Origin of the sequence: Flavobacterium sp. (assembly GCF_031423415.1) — a bacterium.
GTDB lineage: Bacteria > Bacteroidota > Bacteroidia > Flavobacteriales > Flavobacteriaceae > Flavobacterium.
In genome coordinates, this window is record NZ_JANPFL010000019.1 from 1 (window position 1) to 21,057 (window position 21,057).

At 35.7% G+C, this 21,057-nt stretch carries 19 protein-coding genes; 3 read left to right on the top strand and 16 right to left on the bottom strand.

Annotated elements, in window-relative coordinates:
• Positions 1–447: 447 nt before the first annotated feature.
• From RMO83_RS02420 to RMO83_RS02485, 14 genes are all read right to left on the bottom strand, one after another.
• A complete protein-coding gene (locus RMO83_RS02420; RefSeq protein WP_310558077.1) occupies positions 448–774 on the bottom strand; it encodes a hypothetical protein in 327 nt (108 codons plus the stop codon).
• Positions 775–777: 3 nt separating this feature from the next.
• Positions 778–2,208 carry an NADH-quinone oxidoreductase subunit N gene (locus RMO83_RS02425; RefSeq protein ID WP_310558078.1) on the bottom strand — a complete coding sequence of 477 codons (1,431 nt, stop codon included), beginning with the start codon at positions 2,206–2,208 and terminating at the stop codon, positions 778–780.
• A 12-nt stretch (positions 2,209–2,220) separates the two neighbouring features.
• Positions 2,221–3,717 carry an NADH-quinone oxidoreductase subunit M gene (locus tag RMO83_RS02430; protein ID WP_310558079.1) on the bottom strand — a complete coding sequence of 499 codons (1,497 nt, stop codon included), beginning with the start codon at positions 3,715–3,717 and terminating at the stop codon, positions 2,221–2,223.
• A 9-nt stretch (positions 3,718–3,726) separates the two neighbouring features.
• Entirely contained in the window at positions 3,727–5,655 is a 1,929-nt protein-coding gene (gene nuoL / locus RMO83_RS02435) for an NADH-quinone oxidoreductase subunit L (protein ID WP_310558080.1), read from the bottom strand.
• Positions 5,656–5,667: 12 nt separating this feature from the next.
• Positions 5,668–5,985, bottom strand: coding sequence for an NADH-quinone oxidoreductase subunit NuoK (gene nuoK / locus RMO83_RS02440; protein WP_310558081.1), 318 nt, complete (start codon positions 5,983–5,985; stop codon positions 5,668–5,670).
• The gene (locus RMO83_RS02445) at positions 5,982–6,503 is read right to left on the bottom strand and encodes an NADH-quinone oxidoreductase subunit J (RefSeq protein WP_310558082.1); all 522 of its coding nucleotides are present in this window, start codon (positions 6,501–6,503) and stop codon (positions 5,982–5,984) included. The genes nuoK and RMO83_RS02445 overlap by 4 nt, the downstream gene beginning before the upstream one ends.
• 4 nt (positions 6,504–6,507) lie before the next feature.
• Positions 6,508–6,984 (bottom strand): 4Fe-4S binding protein, encoded by a 477-nt coding sequence (locus RMO83_RS02450; protein ID WP_310558083.1) that lies wholly within the window; start codon positions 6,982–6,984, stop codon positions 6,508–6,510.
• Positions 6,985–6,989: 5 nt separating this feature from the next.
• On the bottom strand, positions 6,990–8,042 hold the full coding sequence (gene nuoH / locus RMO83_RS02455; protein WP_310558084.1) for an NADH-quinone oxidoreductase subunit NuoH: 1,053 nt from the start codon (positions 8,040–8,042) through the stop codon (positions 6,990–6,992).
• Between the two features lie 10 nt (positions 8,043–8,052).
• Positions 8,053–9,174, bottom strand: coding sequence for an NADH-quinone oxidoreductase subunit D (locus RMO83_RS02460; protein WP_310558085.1), 1,122 nt, complete (start codon positions 9,172–9,174; stop codon positions 8,053–8,055).
• A gap of 6 nt (positions 9,175–9,180) precedes the next feature.
• On the bottom strand, positions 9,181–9,642 hold the full coding sequence (locus RMO83_RS02465; protein WP_310558086.1) for an NADH-quinone oxidoreductase subunit C: 462 nt from the start codon (positions 9,640–9,642) through the stop codon (positions 9,181–9,183).
• A gap of 87 nt (positions 9,643–9,729) precedes the next feature.
• Positions 9,730–10,290 (bottom strand): NADH-quinone oxidoreductase subunit B family protein, encoded by a 561-nt coding sequence (locus RMO83_RS02470; RefSeq protein WP_310558087.1) that lies wholly within the window; start codon positions 10,288–10,290, stop codon positions 9,730–9,732.
• On the bottom strand, positions 10,281–10,631 hold the full coding sequence (locus tag RMO83_RS02475; RefSeq protein WP_310558088.1) for an NADH-quinone oxidoreductase subunit A: 351 nt from the start codon (positions 10,629–10,631) through the stop codon (positions 10,281–10,283). The genes RMO83_RS02470 and RMO83_RS02475 overlap by 10 nt, the downstream gene beginning before the upstream one ends.
• Before the next feature lie 93 nt (positions 10,632–10,724).
• Positions 10,725–11,738, bottom strand: coding sequence for a 2-oxoacid:ferredoxin oxidoreductase subunit beta (locus RMO83_RS02480; protein ID WP_310558089.1), 1,014 nt, complete (start codon positions 11,736–11,738; stop codon positions 10,725–10,727).
• A complete protein-coding gene (locus tag RMO83_RS02485; protein ID WP_310558090.1) occupies positions 11,738–13,591 on the bottom strand; it encodes a 2-oxoacid:acceptor oxidoreductase subunit alpha in 1,854 nt (617 codons plus the stop codon). Before RMO83_RS02485 ends, RMO83_RS02480 begins: the two co-directional genes overlap by 1 nt.
• A gap of 148 nt (positions 13,592–13,739) precedes the next feature.
• Here RMO83_RS02485 and RMO83_RS02490 point away from each other — a divergent pair, with 148 nt between their 5' ends.
• The 3 genes from RMO83_RS02490 (at position 13,740) to RMO83_RS02500 (ending at position 18,989) form a co-directional block, all read left to right on the top strand.
• The gene (locus RMO83_RS02490) at positions 13,740–14,093 is read left to right on the top strand and encodes a 4Fe-4S dicluster domain-containing protein (protein WP_310558091.1); all 354 of its coding nucleotides are present in this window, start codon (positions 13,740–13,742) and stop codon (positions 14,091–14,093) included.
• 133 nt (positions 14,094–14,226) lie between these two features.
• Positions 14,227–17,766 carry a pyruvate:ferredoxin (flavodoxin) oxidoreductase gene (nifJ, locus tag RMO83_RS02495; RefSeq protein WP_310558092.1) on the top strand — a complete coding sequence of 1,180 codons (3,540 nt, stop codon included), beginning with the start codon at positions 14,227–14,229 and terminating at the stop codon, positions 17,764–17,766.
• A 242-nt stretch (positions 17,767–18,008) separates the two neighbouring features.
• Entirely contained in the window at positions 18,009–18,989 is a 981-nt protein-coding gene (locus RMO83_RS02500; protein WP_310558093.1) for a hypothetical protein, read from the top strand.
• A gap of 79 nt (positions 18,990–19,068) precedes the next feature.
• On the opposite strand, the gene RMO83_RS02505 is transcribed toward RMO83_RS02500, so the two are convergent.
• Both RMO83_RS02505 and RMO83_RS02510 read right to left on the bottom strand, forming a co-directional pair.
• Positions 19,069–20,187: a GTP cyclohydrolase gene (locus RMO83_RS02505; protein WP_310558094.1), complete on the bottom strand. Its 1,119-nt coding sequence runs from the start codon at positions 20,185–20,187 to the stop codon at positions 19,069–19,071.
• A gap of 24 nt (positions 20,188–20,211) precedes the next feature.
• Positions 20,212–21,057 (bottom strand): transporter (locus RMO83_RS02510; protein WP_310558095.1); only part of this gene is annotated, 846 nt, incomplete at its 5' end.

Here is a 21,057-nt window from a genome sequence, read left to right on the forward strand (position 1 = left end):
TTGTGTAGAAACATAATTACAAGAGTAATGTTTTTCTAAAATTAATTTTACGCATTCAAGCTTAAATGCATAATCATACTTGACTTTTCTTTCCATAAAAATACCCCCAAATAGTGTCTAACTTTTTGGGGGCAGTCTAAAGAAACGGTTTTTTTTTTATTTTATTAGACAAAATAAGATAAATAATAATGCTATATTTTTTCCTCCTTTATTTTGAGATCTAAGGTCTTGTGTTTATGTAGTGAAGTAATTTTTGTATCGTTTTGCGTGAGGGATCGCAGCGGCATCCTTTATTTTCTTTCTTTAAGAAAATAAAGATAGAGCGCACAGCCCGACAGCACCGTAGCTTGCGGAGGTGGTGGCACGCCCAAATATAAAAAAGCCAATCTATTGCTAGATTGGCTCTGGTTTTTTGTAATTAGTTTTGGTATTTTTCAGACTTTCCTTTTATGAATTCTTCCAATATTGTGGTTTAGTCTCTTCGGTTCTCTGAAACCAGTAATCTTGCGTTACTTTGTGGTCGTCAAAAGTTCTCATTTTTCGTTCGAAAATCCAGATGGTGGGATTGAAAACCATATTGGTTACCGCAACAGTATATAATTGTGGATCTTCTTCGGTTTTTTTGGCTTCTTCTTCAATTACAACTTCTAAGCCGTTATGTTCCAATAGTTGTTTCAAGAAATCCCTGCGGTCTTCGTCAACACCTTTTTCGACAAAAGTGACTCTTGTTTCTCCGATGCTTCCAAATGAATGTTTTCCGTCTAATGATGCCATAACTTATTTATTAAAAACGTTGCTTAATTCAAAAATGTAATCGTATAATGGACTGTATAAACCAAGAACTAGAATACCCAATACGGTAATTATTAGTCCTAAACGCATATAAATTTTGCTTTTGAAAAACGGAATTGGATTCTCGCTTTTTCTGATGAACATTGCTCTTACCACCAATAAATAGTAGTAAAGCGAAATGGTTACATTGACCACTGCCAAGAATACCAAAAGGTAATATCCTTTGCTTGCTGCGGCGGCAAATAAGAAAAACTTTCCAAAAAATCCTGCCACTGGCGGAATTCCTGCCAAGGAGAATAAAGCCAACATCATTACCAAGCTCAAGTTTGGATTGGTTCTGTACAAACCATTATAATCATCCCTGTTTTCTTTCCCAGTTTGCAAAGAAATTGCTTGTACCACTCCAAAAGCTGCTAAATTTGTGAATATGTAAACCATTATAAAATATACAACTGTAGCCGTTCCTAATTGTGTCCCAGAAATTAGACCTAATAAAATAAAACCAGCTTGGGCAATCGATGAAAAAGCCAAGAAACGTTTCATATTCTGTTGGCGCAAAGCGAATAAATTTCCAATAAACATTGTGGCAAGCGCTAATGCATAGATAATATTTTCCCAAACGTGCATTAATGATTTTAAAACAGTAAACATTAAAATCATCAAGATAAATGCGGCAGCTCCTTTTGAAATAACTGATAAATAGGAAGCAATTCCAATTGGCGCTCCTTCGTACACGTCGGCAGTCCAAAAATGGAATGGAACCAACGATATTTTGAATGCCAATCCAACAAAAAACAGGATTGAACCTAATATCGTCAAGTTGGTCGATGTTAAAACGGCGATAACATCATTGAAATAAATGGAACCTGTTGCAGCATACAACAACGAGATTCCAAATAAGGAAACTCCCGAAGCCAATCCTGCTGAAAGTATAAATTTAACGCCCGCTTCACTCGAAATTCTTTTTGAAGTTTCCCAAGCCACCAAAGCCGCCACAGGCAAAGTCGATAATTCCAATCCAATATAAAACATTAGAAAATCACCTGCCGAAATCATAAAATACATTCCTAAAAGAGAAGAAAATAGCAACATAAAGAACTCATTCCCTTTGTTCAATGGCACCATTTTTTCTTGAATCCAATCAGCTGATTGAAGCAAAACTATTAATACACCTACATTAAGCACATTTTTAAAGAGATGAATCAGGGTATTCGTGCGGAACATTCCGCCGAACAAACTCGTTTCCTCAATAGCAAAAAAGCCAATGATAGTGTGTATGCCAAATAGCAATAGAGCTAAATGCACCAAACTTCCTTTTTTGTCTTTATGTATGAAAATTTCGCCTACGATCAACAATAGTATAATTGTCAACAGGAAAATTTCTTGTCTCATTGCGATAAAACTGGTCAAATTCATTTTATTTGTTTATTATAAATGATTTAATACTCCTTGAATAAATGGTTGGACACTGTCCATAGTCATATTGCTCAACCAAAGCGGTGCTACTCCCATTCCAATCATTGGAATTAATAACAACATTATACCTGTTACCTCGAACCAAGTTACCTTTGGTAAAACTAAAAATTCCTCGTTTTTAACTTCTCCCATCAACATAATTCCTAAAACTCGTAAAATGTAAACAGCGGTTACCACAATTGCCGATACTGAAATTACAGTCGCTACTCTATAAAACATTTCTTCGTGTTGGAAAGCACCAACAAAAATGTTCATTTCGGCAACGAAACCACTAAAGCCAGGTAAACCTAATGAAGCCAAACCTGCAATTACATAAATCACTGAAATAAATGGCATCACTTTCAATAATCCCCCTAATTTGGTGATGTCACGTGTATGTGTTCTTCCGTAAATCATCCCAATTAAGGCGAAGAATAATGCGGTCATAAATCCGTGGGAAAGCGATTGTAAAATAGCTCCGTTCCAAGCGGTTTTGTTCAACATCAGTAAAGCAAACAATACCATTCCCAGGTGACTTACTGAGGAATATGCATTGATGTATTTTAAATCGGTTTGTTTTAAAGCACCAAAGGCACCATAAATAACTCCCGTTGCGGATAAGATGATAAAGAACCAAGACCATTCGATAGCTCCTAATGGCAATAAAAACATTGCAATTCTAAAAACACCATATCCTCCTAATTTCATTAAAACTCCAGCGTGAAGCATTGACACTGCTGTTGGCGCCGAAGCGTGACCATCAGGAGACCAAGTATGAAAAGGAAATAATGCACCCAGAACAGCAAAGCCAATAAAAGTTAAAGGGAAAAATAATTTCTGGGCTTCAAATGGAATGTGAACTTTTGAAATTTCCAATATATTGAATGTTAGCGCCCCTCCATCAGCATTGGAATTAAAGTAAATTCCCAAAACGCCAACTAATAAAACTGCAGATGCTCCCATTAACATCAAGGTTAACTTCATTGCCGAGTATTCTTTTGGCCCTGAGCCCCAAATTCCAATCAGCAAATACATTGGTATTACGGCAATTTCATAGAAAACAAACATTGTGAATAAATCAATAGAAATAAAGAATCCATAAACTCCAGTAGCCAACACTAAAAGCGAGATGAAGAATTCTTTAGGTAAATCGTCGGTTTTCCAAGAAATGAAAACACCGGCTAACACTACTATTGAGGTCAACAACAATAACGCCACTGAAATTCCATCAACTCCAATGGCATAGTGTACATTGAAATTTTTAAACCAAACTGTATCTTGGGTAAAAAGCATTACGCTTTTATTGACAGCTCTTTCTCTAAAATAAGAAAAAAGCAAATTGATAGCCATTCCGAGTTGAATGAAACTTCCAATCATTGAAATAATTCGCGCCTGTTTTAATCCTTTGGAGAAAACCAAAGCTATAACTGTGAGTACAGGAACAATTACAAAAAGTGATAAAATATCCATATTAATTGATTAGTTTGTCCATAAATAAATAAAAACCAAAGCGATAACTACAACTCCTGAGACAAAAAACATTGCATAATCTTGTAACTTTCCAGATTGTAATCCTTTTATTTTTTCAGAAATTAGAACCGTTTTGTTTCCAATCCCTTCCATTGTTCCATCCACATATTTCTTGTCGAATTTGGCAATTGGAGTAGAAATTAGATTAAAAACGATTTTCTTGGTAACGAACATATAGATTTCGTCGAAATAGAATTTATTGTATGTCCATTTGTAAAACATTCCGAATCCATTGGCAAACCTTTCGGCCAAGTCATTTTCTTTTTTGTAGAAAACCCAGGCAAGGATGATTCCAACTAATCCTGTTCCCACTGCGACTGCTGCCATTGGATAATTTAGATGTCCTTCGAAACCCACTTTGTCAGCCGTTACAAATTCGCTGAAAGGAATAAATCCTGCCACGACACTCATAAATGCTAAGAACATTAAAGGAAATGTCATCGAAATTGGTGATTCGTGTGGAGTATGTTTGTATTGGGTTTCTTTGCCCCAAAAAATTCCAAAATAAAGGCGGAACATATAAAAAGCAGTTAATCCCGCTACAAAAAGTGCCATATAATAAATCAACTGATTTTTTTCGAAAGCAGCAACTAAAATCTCGTCTTTACTCCAAAACCCTGCAAACGGCGGAACTCCGGCAATTGCTAATGCTGCAATTAAGAAAGTAATATTGGTAATTGGCATATACTTACGCAAACTTCCCATATCTTTCAGATAGTTACTGTGAACCGCATGAATCACAGAACCTGCACCCAAGAATAACAAGGCTTTGAACATTGAGTGAGTAAACAAATGGAACATTGAAGCCATATAACCAACTCCTTCGTGACCTTTATAACTGGAAACACCTAATGCCAACATCATATAACCAATTTGTGACATTGTTGAAAAAGCCAAAACTCGCTTAATATCCGTTTGTGTGAGAGCTATTATTGCCGCAAACAGGGAAGAGAAAGCACCAACATAAGCAACGATATTTAAGGCGAATCCACCTTCGACGAAATAATACATTGGGAATAATCTCGCCACCAAGAAAACTCCAGCGACAACCATTGTTGCTGCGTGAATTAATGCAGAAACTGGCGTTGGTCCTTCCATAGCATCGGGTAACCAAATGTGTAATGGGAACATCGCTGATTTTCCAGCTCCTCCCATAAATATTAAAAGTAATGCCCAGGTAATTACGGATAATCCCATAAAGGAAGAAGAAGCCCAATTTAAAAGCAAACCTTCACCTTCAGCATTAACAGCATTTAGCGTTTCAAAATCAAAAGTTCCTGCGTAATAACCAACTATTAATATTCCAATCAAGAATCCAAAATCTGCAAATCGAGTAACAATAAAAGCTTTTTTTGCTGCAGCTACTGCTGAAGTTTTGGTGTAGTAATATCCAATTAACAAATAGGACGAAACTCCTACTAATTCCCAAAAAATATAGATTTGGAATAGATTTGTTGCCAATACCAATCCAAGCATTGAAAAGGAAAACAGCGATAAGAAGGCAAAGAATTTGGTATAACCATCATCACCTTTCATATAACCTCGGCTATAAATGTGCACCATCAGGGAAATTGTGGTCACCACGATGAGCATCATAACGGAAATAGGATCAATCAAAATTCCCATATCAATATGCAAGGTATCGGTGAAGTTCATCCACACGGTTTTTTCAACAATTGTTTGGTAAACACCATCCACTTTTCCAAGTACAAAAAAGTATTGGTAAGCAGTATAATAAGACAATGCAGCCGAAACAGCCAATCCCAAAACGCCGATATAACCTGAAACTGCCGGTTTAATTTGTTGGTTAAAAATTCCCAAAAGCAAGAAAACAGCCAACGGAATAAACGGAATAAATAATATATAAGATATGTTCATAGTTGATGAATATTAATACTTCATAATTTCAGTTTCCTTCACTTCAACTGAGCTAATTTGTCTGTAAAGATTAATTATGATTGCAACAGCGAGAGCAGTTTCGGCGGCAGCCACGGCAATAATAAAAATCGAAAAGAAAACACCCTGTAACACATCCGGATATAAATATTTGTTGATAACAACAAAGTTTATAGCCGAGGCATTCAATAGTAATTCGAGAGAAATTAAAATCGAAATCAAGTTTTTTCTGGTGATAAACCCATAAATCCCTATAAAAAACAGGATGGAAGTAAGGGTGAAAATTTCGTAAATGCTAATTCCGGCTATCATAATGTGTCGTCGTTTTTAGTTAGTTTGTCTCCTTTTCCAATGATTATTGCTCCAATCATTGCAGCCAATAATAGAATACTAATCACTTCAAAAGGCAATATGAATCCACCTGCTCCGTAACTTAAAAGTCCCATTCCAATATCGGTAACATCGGTAGTTTTAGAATTTTCGACAACAGTAAAATTTGTTGAATAAATGACGGACAAGAAAACACCAAGTCCAATCAAACAAACTAATCCGGTTAGTAATTTTTTGGACAATTTTGCCATTTCCAGTTCCATTTCGATATGGTGAACCAACAAAACCGAGAAAATAACCAAAACGATAATTCCTCCTGCGTAAACCGTCAATTGAACAGCTGCCAAGAAATTATAATCAATCAAAAAGTAAATTCCGGCCACACCAATCAGTACAAAGAGTAAATAAATAACGGATCGAAGCATTTGGCGACTTGTTACAGAAGCAATGGCAGCAACAATCATTATCAATGCCAAGATATAAAATACAATTTTTTCCATAAGATTAATCTTCTACTCCAGGCATCAATTTAGATCCTGGTTTGTTTAAAACTCTAGTGAGGTATGTTCTGTCGTAAACGGAATTTTCAAAATTTTGTGCCCATTTGATGGCATCGGTAGGGCAGGCTTCAATACATAAACTGCACATCGTACACATTCCTAAATGGTAAATATGCTTGTCTATCATTTTTTTCTTTTTGCCTGTTTCAGGATCAATTTGTCTGTCCCAAATGATTTCGATGCTACCGTTTGGACAAGCCAATTCACATTTTTGACAACCCGTACAACGGTGTTCATTGTTCTCGTCGTGAGGCATAACTACTTCGCCGCGAAACCGTTCGAACATTTTTAAAGTATCTCGATTATCGGGATATTGCTGGGTTATGGCACCTTTTCTGGAATGTAAAAAGTACTTTCCGGTAACACTCATCCCTGTGAGAAGCGATTTTACCGCATTATATATGTCTGAAAAATAACTCATAATTATTAAAATTTAATGGTTAATCCTAGCAATACCATTAATGCCATCAAAACCAAGTTCATTAAGTTTAAAGGAAGCAAATATTTCCATTCCAATACCAGTAGCTGGTCGATTCTCAATCTTGGAAACGTCCACCTGAACCACATCATTAGAAATATTAGTACCAATGTTTTTGCCAAGAACCAGAACACTCCCAACAAAGGAATAGATTCCGTTATTCCAAAAGGAGATAAATAGGCTCCAAAAAATACGGTTGTGGCGATTGCCGCGATGATAAACATATTGATGAATTCTGCCAAAAAGAAATAAGCGAATTTCATTCCCGAGTATTCTGTGTGAAAACCAGCACCCAATTCTGATTCGGCTTCGACCAAATCAAAAGGAGCTCTGTTCGTTTCTGCAGTTCCGGCAATCATATAGATGCAAAAGGCGATGATGGCAGGAATGTGTCCTTGAACAATGAGCCAGCTGTGCTTTTGAACTTCGACTATTTGCGAAAGTTGTAAAGAACCCGTCATTACCACCATTGTCAAAAGCGATAATCCAACGGATAATTCGTAACTGATGGTTTGAACACCGCTTCGCATCGCGCCAATCAAGGAAAACTTGTTGTTGCTGCTCCAACCAGCCAATAAAATTCCGATAACTCCAATGGACGATATGGATGTTAAAAAGAAAATACCAATATTAATGTCAAAGGCTTGAAATTCTTTCGAAAAAGGAAAAAGAGACAAAGCCATTAATGCAGTAACGATAACAAAATAAGGAGCTAAATTGTACAAGAATTTGTCGGCTTTTATGGTAACGGTCAACTCTTTGGAAACTAGTTTTAAGGCATCGGCCATTGTTTGCAACAATCCTTGAAAACCAACTCGGTTTGGGCCAAGACGCAATTGAAACCAAGCAGCCACTCTTCTTTCAAGTAAAACCAAGTACAAACCGGCAACTGCAAAAATAACAAGGTAAACAACTGCTATCAATACCATTTCTACAATGCTTGCCGTGGTTTCCGGCATCAGGCTAAAAAGCCATTCGTGAATATTTTTTGTAATGTTCATAGAATTAATTTTATCGGTCAATATCAGGAATTACAAGGTCTAAAGTTGCCATAGTTGCAACCAAATCTCCAATTTTTCCACCAACTGCAATATGATTTAATAAAGATAAATTGGAAAATCCGGGAGATCTAAATTTCATTCGATACGGATTTTTAGTTCCTGTGCTAATAATATAAACTCCTAGTTCACCTCTTGCAGTCTCCACTTTTTGGTAATATTCACCTTCAGGTAATTTGATAACGGTATTGGTTTTGGCAAAAAAATCACCTTCAGGAATGTTGTCAATTAATTGTTCGATTATCGACAAGGATTCCCACATTTCCAGAATTCTAACTTGGTATCGGGCATAAGTATCGCCTTCGGTTTTCAAGATTTCGTTGAAAGTTACTTTGTCATATGCACTGTAGGAATGGTGTTTTCTAACGTCACAAGAATATCCGGAAGCTCTACCTACTGGTCCAGAGGCACCAAAAGAAATCGCATCTTCTTTGGATAAAATTCCAATGCCTTCCATTCTTTTTCGGAAAATGATATTTCCGGTCAAAAGCGTATCGTATTCAGGTAATTTTGTTTTGAAATGGGCAATAAATTCTTTGGTTCTTTTTACAAAATTCGGGTGAATGTCAAACATCAATCCGCCGGGAATGTTGTAGTTCATTGTTAAACGTGCGCCACAAGTTTCTTCGAAAATATCGTTTATCATTTCACGATCCCTGAAACCATAAAAGTAGGTTGTCAAAGCTCCTACGTCCATTCCCATTACTCCCCACCATAAAGTATGGGAAGCGATTCGGGTTAATTCCGAAATAATGGTTCGAATAACTTTAACACGTTCCGGAATTTCTAGTTGAAGCGCGTTTTCAACAGTTAGGCAAACAGCCTCGTTGTTGATATGAGAAGAAAGATAATCCATTCTATCCGTCAAATGCACGATTTGTTGATAGCTGTCACGTTCACACATTTTTTCGATGGAACGATGGATATAACCTAAATCTGGTTCCACTCTTTTAATTATTTCACCGTCAATAGTTAATAAAAGTCGCAAAACACCGTGAGTTGCTGGGTGTTGCGGTCCCATATTAATTTGATATTCTTCGGATTTAAAGTTGTTTTTTATGGTGGTTGTATCCATTTTTACTTATTTGATAATCATATTAATTTCATCTACGTAATCTTTTCTCAAAGGAAAGCCGTCCCAGTCTTCAGTTAGAAAAAGTCTTTGTAGGTTAGGATGATTAGTGAATGTTATTCCGAAGAAGTCAAAAACTTCTCGCTCGTGGAATTCGGCAGTATACCAAATATCACAAACTGTATCAAATGTTGGATTATCGCGATCTTCAGTTTTTACTTTTACAACTAATTGATGTCTATGAATGGTAGATTCCAGATGATAAACAACTCCTAATGCTGTTCCCCAATCAACGCCACTCAAGCAAAACAAATAATCGAAATTCGTTTCAGAATTGCTTTTTAATTGCGTCATTAATTGGTGCAATTGAGCAGGTTGAACTGTAATATTTAAAAACTGTGATTTTTCATCGGTGAATTCTAATTCGGGAATCCAGGTGCTTATTAAATTTTGTAGTGCTTCGTTAGTCATTGTTAAGTTGGAGGTTAGAGGTTAGAAGTTAGAAGTTAGAGGCTGAAAGTAAAATCCTTCGTACCTCGTATTTCTATCCTCGTACTTTTATAGTCCTTCGTCGAATCCATCGATAGGGAAAACTTTACTATTCATACTTTCAGTTTTGATTTTTGCTTGAAGCATTAGCATTCCTTCTAATAATGCTTCAGGTCGAGGCGGACAACCCGGTACGTAAACATCAACGGGTATTACGTGGTCAGCTCCTTTTACCACAGAATACGAATTGTAATAAAATGGACCGCCTGAAATGGCGCAAGCTCCCATTGCAATCACGTATTTTGGTTCCGCCATTTGATCATATAAACGACGTAAAACGGGAGCCATTTTATTAACAATTGTTCCTGCAATAATAATTAAATCCGCTTGCCTTGGCGAAGGTCTTGCTACTTCGAATCCAAATCTGGAATAATCGTGACGAGCAGCTCCAGTTTGCATCATTTCGATAGCGCAACAACTGGTTCCAAAATAAAGGGACCAAAGCGAGTTGGCTCGGCCCCAATTTATTATTTCGTCTAGTGAAGTGACCAAAATATTGGCTCCATTACCTCCAGGAATTACTTTTCCCGGAAAATCTGCTGGAATTTCCGATGTGCTATTTACTCCCATTTTAATGCTCCTTTTTTCCAAGCGTAGGCTAAGCCTAAACCTAATATTACTAGAAAGATAATAATTTCGTAAAATGCTACTATTCCAATTTCTTTGAAAACAACTGCCCAAGGAATCAAAAAGGCGACCTCGACATCAAAAACCAAAAATAAAATAGCATATAAATAATAGCCAACTTTAAACTGAACCCAAGTGGGTCCAATGGTGGTCATTCCGCTTTCATACGGTTCTCGTTTTTGTGCATTGTCTGATTTTGGTGAAAGTAAATTAGATAGGAAATTGGCGCCAGCGACCAACACTATCCCGGCTAATAAGAAAACTATAATTGCTTCTGAACCCATATTTATTAAATTTATTTATTGTAACAATTCGCAGATTTGTATTATTAAAGCTGCTATTCTCATAAGGTAGTACAGTTTATGTTCAATCTATTTTTATTTTACTTCATAAATCTCGCCTGAGAAGAACAGATCGTCAGTTTTTCTGAAACTCGAATTGGCTTTCACTTGCGCTGCCAAAGCATCTTCTCTTTCTTCTAATGTAACATCATCGAAACTTCTAACCACGCCAGTGGCCAATGGATATTCCATTCGAACTAACATATAATGAAGTGTAGGATCTTTTTCTTTGGCATTATGTACTAATAAGTCTTCTTGCGTAATTCCGTTTTCACCAATAGTTACGACTTCTAATTTTAGCCCGTTTAGCACTAACCCTCTATCACGATTTTTACCAAAAATCATTGGTTTTCCGTGTTCCAGATAGATTTGTTTGTCTTCTTTAACGTCTTTATCAGTAATATGATTGAAACATCCATCATTGAAAATCACGCAGTTTTGTAATACTTCAATTAACGAAGTTCCTTTAAATTGATGTGCTTCGATAAAAATCTGTCCCATTTCTTTTGGACTTCCGCCACCCACTCTTGCAAAAAATCGTGCTTGCGCTCCTAAAGCTAATTCGCCAGGAGAAAAAGGAGGTTGAGTATTGCCGTAAGGAGAAGATTTTGTTTTTTGACCAATTAATGAAGTAGGGGAGAACTGCCCTTTGGTTAAACCATAAATTTCATTATTGAAAAGTATGATATTCAAATCAATATTTCGACGCAAAACGTGGATAAAGTGATTACCACCAATGGCCATTGCATCGCCATCTCCAGTCGCAATCCAAACACTTAAATTAGGATTTGCCAATTTTATTCCCGAAGCAATTCCGGGTGCTCTGCCGTGAATACTGTGAATTCCGTAAGTATCTAAATAATAAGGAAAGCGAGAAGAACATCCAATACCAGAGACAAAAACAAAGTCTTCTTTGGCAATGCCCATTTCTGGAAGTGCTTTTTGCATTGTACGCAAAATCACGTAATCGTCGCAACCCGGACACCATCTTACTTCTTGATTGCTAGTAAAATCTTTTGCAGTATATTTTTTTTCTACAGTTGTTTCCATTATACAAGTGATTTAAATTTCTGAATAAGATCTTCGTTCGCAAAAGGTAATCCCTGAACTTTATTGAATTGTAAGAATTGAAATTGACTGTATTTAATTTTTAATATGCTGGCAAACTGACCTGAGTTTAATTCGCAAACAAGAATTTTTTTGAATTTGGATAAAACTTCTTCGGTATTTTTTGGCATTGGATTTATGTAGTTGAAATGTGCATAACCAATGTTTTTATGTCCTTGTTCATTCATTTGTTTCACAGCAGAATGTAAAGAACCATAAGTTCCACCCCAACCAATGATTAATAAATCACCTTCTTTGGCAAATTCAGTTTCTAAGTCTGGAATATTAAATTTTACTCTTTCAATTTTTTCGGCTCTAATGGCAGTCATTTTCTCGTGGTTCATCGGTTCGTAAGAAATATTTCCAGTCACGGCATCTTTTTCTAATCCACCAATTCTGTGTTCTAATCCCGGTGTTCCTGGAATAGCCCAATTTCGAGCCAGCGTATTTTCATCTCTATCATAAGGATGCCAGTTTTCTTTGACTTCTGTAATTCGGTTACTTTTAATTTCAGGCATTTCGGCAACGGTCTTGATTTTCCAAGGAGCTGAACCGTTTGCGATATAACCGTCAGTCAATAAAATAACGGGAGTCATGTGCTCTAAAGCGATTCGAGCCGCTTCATAAGCAAAATTAAAGCAATTGGCTGGTGTACTTGCAGCGATTACAATTAATGGGCTTTCTCCATTTCGACCATACATTGCTTGGAGTAAATCTGATTGTTCTGTTTTTGTTGGTAAACCAGTAGAAGGCCCACCACGCTGCACATTGACAACAACCAAAGGTAATTCGGTCATTATAGCTAAACCAATAGCTTCTCCTTTGAGCGCCAATCCTGGTCCCGAAGTGGTTGTAATGGCTAAATCTCCTGCAAATGAAGCACCAATTGCTGATGTAACACCTGCAATTTCGTCTTCAGCTTGAAACGCTTTCACACCAAAATGTTTGTGTTTGGCTAATTCGTGTAAAATATCAGTTGCTGGTGTTATTGGGTACGATCCTAAGAATAATTCCAAGCCCGATTTTTCTGCTGCGGCCAAAAATCCCCATGCAGTTGCCGTGTTACCCATAATAATTCTATAGGTTCCAGCTTCCATTTTTGCAGGAGAAATAGTGTAAGCGTTTGGAATCAATTCTAAAGTTTCGGCAAAATAATATCCTGCCATTAATACTTTAGTATTTGCTTCAATTAGGGACGGTTGCGACTTAAATTTTTTATTAAAAAAATCGATAGTATAATCTGTTGAACGATGGTACATCCAATACACCATACCTAAGGAAAACATGTTTTTACTTCGTGAAATCGATTTGTTGTCTAAACCTACAACATCTTTTAGGGCCACCTTGGTCAATGAAGTCATATCTACTTCAATAACCCTATAGTTTTCAAGGCTACCATCTTCAAGTGGATTTGTAGTATACTCTGCTTTCTCTAAATTCTTTTTGTTAAAGGAATCGGTGTCTACTATTAAAGTATGACCTGGCTTCAAAGCATATAGATTTGTTTTCAAAGCGGCAGGGTTCATAGCCACTAATAAATCAACGCTGTCACCAGGAGTGCTCACTTCCACACTTCCAATATGTACTTGAAATCCGGAAACTCCATACAAACTTCCCTGTGGCGCTCTAATTTCGGCAGGATAATTAGGAAAAGTGGCGATATCGTTGCCAAACATGGCTGAAGTGTCAGAAAATTGAGTGCCTGTCAACTGCATTCCATCACCTGAATCGCCGACAAAACGGATGACTACAGCTTCTAATTTTTCAGGTTGCTGTTTTATTTTTGTTGTGACCATAATTAATCCTTTTTTTAGATTATTAAAAGAAAAATTTAATAAATGATACGTCAAATTTAATTTCACTTTTAATAATAAAATATGACTATTATCATATAAAATTAAAAATAAGACATTTAATTTTACTAATAATTTAAAAACAGATACTATGGCAATAATTATTACGGACGAATGTATCAACTGCGATGCATGTATTTCAGAATGTCCAAACAACGCAATTTACGAACCAGATACTAATTGGTCTTATGCAGATGGATCTGCTTTGAAGGGAATGGTAAAAACACCAAAAGGTTTAGAAGTCGATGCTAATGAAGAACACGATCCTATTTCTGACGAGTTTTTCTATATAATATCAGACAAATGTACGGAATGTAAAGGTTTCCACGACAAACCACAATGCGCTTCTGTCTGTCCAGTTGACTGTTGTATAATTGATGAAAATCACATAGAAACAGAAACAGAACTGTTAGCGAAAAAAACTTGGTTGCACAGTGAAAACTAATTTAAAAAAAAGCTAAACTCCTTACTTTAAAAAGGTTTTTAGCTTTTTTTAATCTCAAAAATAATACTATCAAGTAATTTGCGGATTGAATAGATAGTCGCAGATTCAGGATGGTAAAATAACTTTATAAAAAATGAAGAATAAAACATTTAAAAAAGTAATTTGTGCCGGTAATGAAGCGGTCGCTCTCATAGCTCACAAAACCAATGAAGTCTGTGCTATTTACCCAATTACACCCTCTTCGCCAATGGGTGAGCACGCAGAGCTTTACAGTTCAAAAGGCAAAAAAAATATTTGGAATAACGTTCCAAGAATTGTAGAAATGCAAAGTGAAGCTGGTGCTGCTGGTACTGTTCACGGAGCTTTACAAGCAGGCGCATTAACTACAACGTTTACGGCCTCACAAGGTTTGTTGTTGATGATACCTAATATGTATAAAATTGCCGGTGAATTATTGCCTTGCGTTATACACGTTGCAGCCAGAACAGTTGCTACTCATGCATTGTCAATTTTTGGAGACCATTCCGATGTTATGGCTTGTAGACAAACCGGATTCGCTATGTTATTTGGTGGCTCTGTTCAAGAAGCGCACGATTTTGCCTTGATTTCTCAAGTGGCAACATTGAAAACTAGAGTTCCTTTTATGAATATTTTTGATGGTTTTAGGACCTCACACGAAATTTCAAAAATCGATAGTATTCCAGACGAAATCATCAGAGCGATGATGCCAGAAGATAAAGTGATGGAACACCGACAAAGATCATTAGATCCTGACCGTCCTGTATTAAGAGGTACCACTCAGAATCCTGATGTATTCTTTCAAGCTAGAGAAGCTGCCAATTTGTTTCACGACAGAGTTCCGGCTGTAGTGCAGGATGTTATGGACGAATTCTACGAGCAAACTGGCCGTAGATACAATTTGTTTGATTATATAGGTCATCCAGAAGCCGAAAGAGTTATTATCATTATGGGTTCTGCTGAAGGTCCTGTAAAAGAAGCTCTTCAAGTGATGTTGGAAGAGGACGAAAAAGTAGGTGTTATTTTAGTTCGTTTATTCAAACCTTTTTCTATTGATGCTTTTGTAAATGTATTGCCAAAAACAGTTCGAAAAATTGCTGTAATGGACAGAACTAAAGAGCCAGGAAGTATTGGAGATCCAATGTATTTGGACATCGTTACGGCACTTGTAGAAAGTGGAAGAGAAATGCCAATCGTGGTTGGAGGTCGTTACGGATTGTCATCCAAAGAGTTTACTCCAGCGATGGTAAAAGGAATTTATGACGAGTTGTTGAATAAGAAACCTAAAAATCACTTTACAATTGGTATAAATGATGATGTGACTTTCAGAAGTTTATATTACGATACAAAATTCGACACTAAAGCAACCACTATTAGCTGTATGTTCTATGGTTTAGGTTCGGATGGTACTGTTGGAGCGAACAAAAACTCGATCAAAATCATTGGTGAAACTACCGATAATTATGTTCAAGGCTATTTTGTGTATGACTCTAAAAAAGCAGGTGCTCAAACTATTTCGCACTTGCGTTTTGGTCCAGATCCAATCAATTCTAACTATTTAATTGATAAAGCCGATTTTATTGCCAGTCATAAATTCAATTTTATTGAAAAATTCAATATGATTGCCGACTTGAAACACGGCGGTACATTCTTATTAAACTCGCCTTATTCTAAGGATGAAATTTGGGAAAGATTACCAATCCAAATTCAAGAAGGTATTATTGACAAACAAGTCAAATTTTATGTAATTGATGCCACAAAAGTTGCGTTTGAAGCTAGTCTTGGAAAAAGAGCGAATACCATTTTACAAACCTGTTTCTTTGCCATTTCAGGAATTTTACCTAAAGATGAAGCGATTGAAAAAATTAAAAGTGCCATCGTAAAATCGTACTCTCATAAAGGAGAAAAAGTGGTAAAAATGAACTTTAATGCGGTGGACAAAGCATTGGAAAATTTACATCAAGTAGACTATCCAAAAGTAGCTTCTAGCGAAAGACAATTAGCATCAGCGATGAAAAATGCTCCCGATGGTTTTGTGACAGATGTGTTAGAAAAAATATTAGCTGGTTTCGGAGACGAACTTCCAGTAAGTGCTTTTACAGTAGACGGAACTTTCCCTACAGGAACTTCACAATACGAAAAAAGCGGAATTGCCGATTTTATTCCGGTTTGGGATGATGAAAATTTATGTACACAATGTAATAAATGTATTGCTATTTGTCCTCACGCTGCCATTCGATCTAAAGTAGTTTCTAACGAAGATATTGCTAGTTTTCCAACTTCTTTAAAAAGTGTAGCAGCAATAGGACGACCATTCTCTAAAGAAAATGAATCTTATATTTTGCAAGTTTCACCAGAAGATTGTACTGGTTGTGATCTTTGTGTAGCGGTTTGTCCTGCAATTTCTAAAGAGAAAGAAAACTTCAAGGCCATCAATATGCACAAGAAAATTGAAGTGGATGTGGAAGAAAATGTAAATTGGAATCATTTTGTTGAATTGCCTTATTATGACAGAACCGCTTTGCAAATCACTAATGTGAAAGGCTCACAATTCTTAGAGCCATTATTCGAATTCTCAGGAGCTTGTTCTGGTTGTGGAGAAACACCTTATATCAAGATGATTACCCAATTGTATGGTGATAGTATGTTGATTGCTAATGCTACAGGTTGTTCGTCTATTTATGGTGGAAATTTACCAACTACTCCTTATAAAACCAATGAATTTGGTAGAGGTCCAGCTTGGGCGAATTCACTTTTCGAAGACAATGCCGAGTTTGGATTGGGTCTAAAATTAGGTTTGTCCAAAAAGCAAGAAATTGCAGTAGATTTATTAGTTTCATTAAAATCAATTGTTGGTGAAGAATTAGTTGATTCTATTCTAAACAACACCGAAGAAACTGAAGCCTTGAAAAACGAGAAATTTGCTCAAATAGATGCACTTAAAATAGTATTGTCAAACCTTGGCGATAGCAATGAAGACGCTAAAAAATTAAATCAATTAACAGAGTATTTACGTAAAAAAGCAGTTTGGATCTTTGGTGGAGATGGTTGGGCATATGACATCGGATACGGTGGAGTAGACCACGTTTTGTCAACAGGAGAAGATATCAATATTTTAGTAATGGACACCGAAGTGTATTCAAACACAGGTGGACAAGCTTCTAAATCAACTCCTCTTGGAGCCAGTGCTAAGTTTACTATTGGTGGCAAGAAAACGGGTAAAAAATCACTAGCACTTCAAGCTATTTCTTATGGGAATGTGTATGTTGCTCAAATCGCAATGGGTGCTAAAGATTTACAATCGCTAAGAGCTATTGAAGAAGCGGCTGCTTATCCTGGACCATCCTTGATTATTGCTTATTCTCATTGTGGTGAACACGGTTATGAATTGAAAAACGCTATTTCGCAACAAGAAAAAGCAATCGATTCAGGCTACTGGCCATTGTTTAGATTCAATCCTTTAGAAGCAAAAGGTAAGAAATTCAAATTAGATTCTAAATCACCAACAATTCCTTTGAGCGACTTTATGTACAACGAAACACGTTTTACTAGAGTTGTGAAAGAAAATGCTGAATTAGGAGCTAAATTGCTCACTCAAGCGCAAGAAGAAGTAGATTCTAAATGGGAAAGATTAGAATTGTATAGAGATTTGTAAAGTGTTTAAAATGTTTTTCAAAACTAAATAAAATATAGGTGAATTGGTTGAACGAAAGGCCTACTCAAGATTTAAAATCAAGAGTAGGTTTTTTTATTGCACTGCTATTTATAAACTTTGAAAAATGTTATATTTGATTGGTGATTTTAGAATTGACTGATACCTTAGTTCGTTTCCAGAAAATTTCTAGTAAAATGAAAGTTCAAATAGTGCAAGCATTTGAGTTTAAACAAATAAAAAAAATGAAAAAATATTTACTTTTTATACTAGTTCCTACAATTGTCTTTTGCCAAATTAAAACTGCCAAAGTAAAAACAGTAGAAAATAAAAAAAATGAAATTAGATACGACAGTTTATCCAATTTTCAAGAAACCAATGTCGAATGTTTGATCAATCAAACATTATATTTAAAAGGTGTAAAACCGGAACTTCAAAAAAATGGATATAAAGATTTTTTTAGTGATTATAAGAAAGATGTTTTAAATAAAACTTCATATAAAGACAAAGTATATCAATGTTGTGATGGTATTAATTCAAAATACAATAGTCTCGCTGGAAAATATTTCAAAATAATTAGTGTAATTAAAGACCCTAAAGCGGAAAATGATAACACTGGTCTTTACAGAAATTGGTATTATTTGAAATTGAATATTCAAAACACAAGAGACACCCTTTATTTCAAATATTCGACCATGGAAGATTTTCCCTTTATTGTCGAAGGTTATTTCAAAAAACTGAAAAAGTTATATATGGGAAAATCGTATGTTTTTGGAAATGCTACAAATGAAATTATAAAAGAAAGAACGGATATTGAAACAGGTATAAAAGTAAAATTGACCATTGGAGAAAAATGGAAATGTACTGATGTAATCATTGATAAAAATGATTTTAAATTGTATTTTATTATTTCAAATAACAAGCAAAAAATAATGCTAAATTATGAAGATGAATTTTTAAATTCTGAAAAATCTTTTAGTTTGTTCGAGTCTAAAGTTGCGGACTATTATAAATTGAAATTTGGAACTGAATATTGGAATGCTATTCTCCAAAGTACTATAAAGTTGGGCATGACAAAAGAGATGTGCAAACTATCTTGGGGTGAACCTAAAAGTATCAATAGCACAATATTTAAAAACAAAAATGGAGAACAATGGGTTTACTCCAAAAATTACATCTATTTTGAAAAAGGAATAGTAACAAGAATGGAACAAGCGAAAAATTAAATAATTTTCAAAAAACACTTGCCATAATTTATACCTTCATAAAAAGTAAACTGATTTTGTTTTTCAACTGAGCGCTTTTTTAAAGGTTTTTGATAAACGTTTTTCTCTTGCAATGAATTCTTGGATCGAAGTTTTTCCATAAATTATGGATGGCGTGATTTTCTTCTAATTCAGGAGTTCGGATGCAGTTGATGATTCCTTTTTCCGAAAAAGTTTTAAAATATTCATCAAAAATAATGGCTGTCACTCCTTTGTTTTGATATTCAGGGTGAACACCTATCAAATAAAAAACAACGTCTTTGCTGTCTTTTCTTGCCTTGAGCAAATGATAAAATCCAAAAGGGAAAAGTTTGCCTTTGGCTTTTTGTAATGCTTCCGAAAAACTAGGCATCACAATGCTGAAAGCTACAATATCATCATTTTTGTCCATCACAAATTTGATGTATTCCGGATTGATAAAACTGATGTATTTCTTCTTAAAATAGTCTTTTTGAACGTCGGTGATGGCGACAAACGAAGATAAATTGGCATAAGAATTATTGAACAAATCAAACATTTTGTCCACATAAGGCATAATGTCTTTTGTTTTGGTAAAGGTCAAACTCGTCAGTTCATACCGTTTTTTGATTAAGGCTTGTGCTTTCAAAAAGAATTCTGGTTTCACATTCGAGAAAGGAAAAATACTTTCTATAAATTCTTTCTCTTTAACAAATCCCAATTCTTCTAAATGTGTTGCAAAATAAGGATGATTGTACCAAGTAATCATGGTGCCCATTTCGTCAAAACCTTCGGTGAGAACGCCCACTTTGTCTAAGTTGGAGAAACCCATTGGTCCTTCAACGTGTTCCAAATTGTTTTTTCTCCCTAATTCGTGAACTTTTTCTAATAATGCCTTGGTTACTTCGATGTCGTCAATCACATCAAACCAACCGAAGCGAACTTTCTTTTTGTGTTGATTATTGACCTCGCCCCAGTTGATGATGGCAGCAATTCTTCCCACAATTTCATTGCCTTGATAAGCCAAATAAAAATAGGCTTCTGCACTTTCGAAAGCGGGATTTTTAGTTTTGTCAAAGGATTCTAATTCATCAGCAATGATGGGTGGCACCCAATATTTGTTGTCTTTGTATAAGGAGAAAGGAAATTTGACAAACTCAGACATTTCCTTTTTTGTAATAGCTTCTTTTATGGTAATCATTAGTAATTATTAGTTGTTATCAAATTATCCTTTTTTAGTTTTTTTAGCTTTTTTTTTCGCCTTTTTGTCTGAATCTCCAGTGTCCACTTTCATTTTAACTTCTTTGTAGCCCGCATCATAACGCCAAGAAAATCCAATTCCGCCATAAAGTATCGAGGGCGTACTTTTCAAACTTGTGCTTATTGAGGCGTCAATTTGCAAATCATCGTGAAGCAGATAGGCTGCTCCACCACGAACAATTGCATCACTATAAAAATCACTCATATAACCTTGATTTTCTATAAAGCCAGACCAATTTTCGTTAATTCCTTTGGTTAAGGTAATGCCATAGCCATAACTTGGAAAATCGGTTCCAATGTAGTCGGCAATGATATTGGTTACGAAACCCCAACTTCCGTCACCGAGATGATTTTGGGCAATTAATATTATTTTGGGGGATATGGCTGCATCACGAGAAAAATAATACGGATTTTCAGCTTGGGTAATATTAGCTCCGGCAAAAACCGAAACTGCAGGGATAAACTGATGCCAATTGAAAGAATGATTTGCTTTCCAGCTGTACAAATTTACTTTTTTTTCGTAATTTTTGAATGGATCATAAATCAAATATTTTGCACCTATAATTGTTTGTTTGAAAGCGGATTTCTCAGGAAAAACGATGGCTGGATTTAAAAATTCATATTGGTACTGCAAATCAGCAATTAATTCTAGCTTTTCCATAAACAATCCCCATCGCAGCGTCATATCAATACCAAATCCATTGGCATCATATTTCAGATTACTATGATTTTCTTTGATGCCATAAATCCCAGATTCTACTTGAATGACAGATTTTCCAACCGCAAAAGCAGACATTGTTTCTCCCGGTCT

Bases quoted from the DNA above. Each gene is read 5' to 3' on its own strand.
- RMO83_RS02480 (WP_310558089.1), bottom strand. From the start codon at position 11,738: ATGGAAACAACTGTAGAAAAAAAATATACTGCAAAAGATTTTACTAGC.
- nuoL (WP_310558080.1), bottom strand. From the start codon at position 5,655: ATGAACATATCTTATATATTATTTATTCCGTTTATTCCGTTGGCTGTT.
- RMO83_RS02430 (WP_310558079.1), bottom strand. From the start codon at position 3,717: ATGGATATTTTATCACTTTTTGTAATTGTTCCTGTACTCACAGTTATA.
- nifJ (WP_310558092.1), top strand. From the start codon at position 14,227: ATGAAGAATAAAACATTTAAAAAAGTAATTTGTGCCGGTAATGAAGCG.
- RMO83_RS02485 (WP_310558090.1), bottom strand. From the start codon at position 13,591: ATGGTCACAACAAAAATAAAACAGCAACCTGAAAAATTAGAAGCTGTA.
- RMO83_RS02460 (WP_310558085.1), bottom strand. From the start codon at position 9,174: ATGGATACAACCACCATAAAAAACAACTTTAAATCCGAAGAATATCAA.
- nuoK (WP_310558081.1), bottom strand. From the start codon at position 5,985: ATGATAGCCGGAATTAGCATTTACGAAATTTTCACCCTTACTTCCATC.
- RMO83_RS02420 (WP_310558077.1), bottom strand. From the start codon at position 774: ATGGCATCATTAGACGGAAAACATTCATTTGGAAGCATCGGAGAAACA.
- RMO83_RS02490 (WP_310558091.1), top strand. From the start codon at position 13,740: ATGGCAATAATTATTACGGACGAATGTATCAACTGCGATGCATGTATT.
- RMO83_RS02450 (WP_310558083.1), bottom strand. From the start codon at position 6,984: ATGAGTTATTTTTCAGACATATATAATGCGGTAAAATCGCTTCTCACA.
- RMO83_RS02475 (WP_310558088.1), bottom strand. From the start codon at position 10,631: ATGGGTTCAGAAGCAATTATAGTTTTCTTATTAGCCGGGATAGTGTTG.
- RMO83_RS02425 (WP_310558078.1), bottom strand. From the start codon at position 2,208: ATGAATTTGACCAGTTTTATCGCAATGAGACAAGAAATTTTCCTGTTG.
- RMO83_RS02445 (WP_310558082.1), bottom strand. From the start codon at position 6,503: ATGGAAAAAATTGTATTTTATATCTTGGCATTGATAATGATTGTTGCT.
- RMO83_RS02465 (WP_310558086.1), bottom strand. From the start codon at position 9,642: ATGACTAACGAAGCACTACAAAATTTAATAAGCACCTGGATTCCCGAA.
- RMO83_RS02470 (WP_310558087.1), bottom strand. From the start codon at position 10,290: ATGGGAGTAAATAGCACATCGGAAATTCCAGCAGATTTTCCGGGAAAA.
- nuoH (WP_310558084.1), bottom strand. From the start codon at position 8,042: ATGAACATTACAAAAAATATTCACGAATGGCTTTTTAGCCTGATGCCG.
- RMO83_RS02500 (WP_310558093.1), top strand. From the start codon at position 18,009: ATGAAAAAATATTTACTTTTTATACTAGTTCCTACAATTGTCTTTTGC.
- RMO83_RS02505 (WP_310558094.1), bottom strand. From the start codon at position 20,187: ATGATTACCATAAAAGAAGCTATTACAAAAAAGGAAATGTCTGAGTTT.